We start from the raw sequence: 1,156 nt of genomic DNA on the forward strand, positions 1-1,156 counted from the left end.
AGCAACTGTCTTTCACTGCTGCACGGTACCTGTTCTCCAGCAGGTACCGTCCCTGACCATGGCGTTCAACCGCACGATGAGCACACGCATGCAGGCCACCAGGGCAACCTTGGCGCATCGACCGTTCTCGCGCAGGCCTTGGTAGCGGCGGGCGAAGTCTTCCTGATAGCGAATAATCGACAAGGTCGTCATGTACAGGATGCGCCGGATCATGCCTCGTCCTCCCCGGATTCGGCGCTGTCCCGACTTCTGCCCGCTGTCGCTGTTGTACGGGGCCAGGCCCACCAGGGCGGCGATCTGGCGGCGGTTCAGTTGTCCCAGCTCCGGCAGATAGGCCAGCAGCCCAGCCGCGGTGACCGGCCCCACGCCTTTGACTTGGCATAATTGCTGGGCCTGTTCTGCGTCCACGACGTTCATTGCTTTGGCAATTTCCTTGTCATAGCCGCGGATCGTTTCTTTAAGCGCCTTGATGGCGCCTTCCAGGCATTGGCGGACGAAGGAATCCCGGGCTTGATGCAAACGACGACGTTCATCATCGCGCTGGCTGACCAGTTGCTCTCGGCGTTGCACCAATTCCCGTAGCCGCTCGCGCTCTGGCGAAGGCACCGTGCTGGGCGCTTCCTCCAGCGTCTGCGCCAGATGCGCCAGGACGGCTGCATCGATGGGATCGGTCTTGGCCAGCTTGCCCATGGCCGTAGCAAAGGCTCGCACCCGTGTGGGGTTCAGCCGTGAAACCCTGTGACCGGCACGAGACAGGCTGAACATCACTCCGCACTCATAACCGCCGGTCGCCTCCAGCACGATACGTTCGGGCTTTTCCTCGGCGAACAGCGCCAGCAACTGCTGGTGGCCCTGCTCGTCATTGGAAACGCTGAAGCTCTTGCCTTGTGGACGCAGCCATACGGCCAGCGAATCCTTGGCGACATCGATACCGACCCAACACGTCATGACCAAACCCTCGTAAACTGCACGGCGAGAGCACTCTGACTGCCCACGCTTGTGGTTCGAGGTTTAGCTCGTTCAACTGTTCGGGCTTGAGTCAGAGGACGGCGGGAGGCAGCTTGGGCTCCTACTCGTGCTCGCAACACCGCGGACCTGCAGCTTGCCTCCCGTCGCTCTCACCTTCGATCCTATCGAAAGTCGCTGACACAAGCGG

General features: G+C 61.4%; 1 protein-coding gene. It reads right to left on the bottom strand.

What is annotated here, in order from left to right; all coding sequences use genetic code 11:
* Positions 1-12: 12 nt before the first annotated feature.
* Positions 13-948, bottom strand: coding sequence for an IS110 family transposase (locus RN02_RS23185; protein ID WP_009615021.1), 936 nt, complete (start codon positions 946-948; stop codon positions 13-15).
* Positions 949-1,156 lie beyond the last annotated feature (208 nt).

Origin of the sequence: Pseudomonas sp. PI1 (genome assembly GCF_000812405.1) — a bacterium.
Taxonomy (GTDB): Bacteria; Pseudomonadota; Gammaproteobacteria; order Pseudomonadales; family Pseudomonadaceae; genus Pseudomonas; species Pseudomonas citronellolis.

Excerpts from the sequence above, each read along its gene's own strand:
- RN02_RS23185 (WP_009615021.1), bottom strand. The coding sequence starts at position 948 with ATGACGTGTTGGGTCGGTATCGATGTCGCCAAGGATTCGCTGGCCGTA.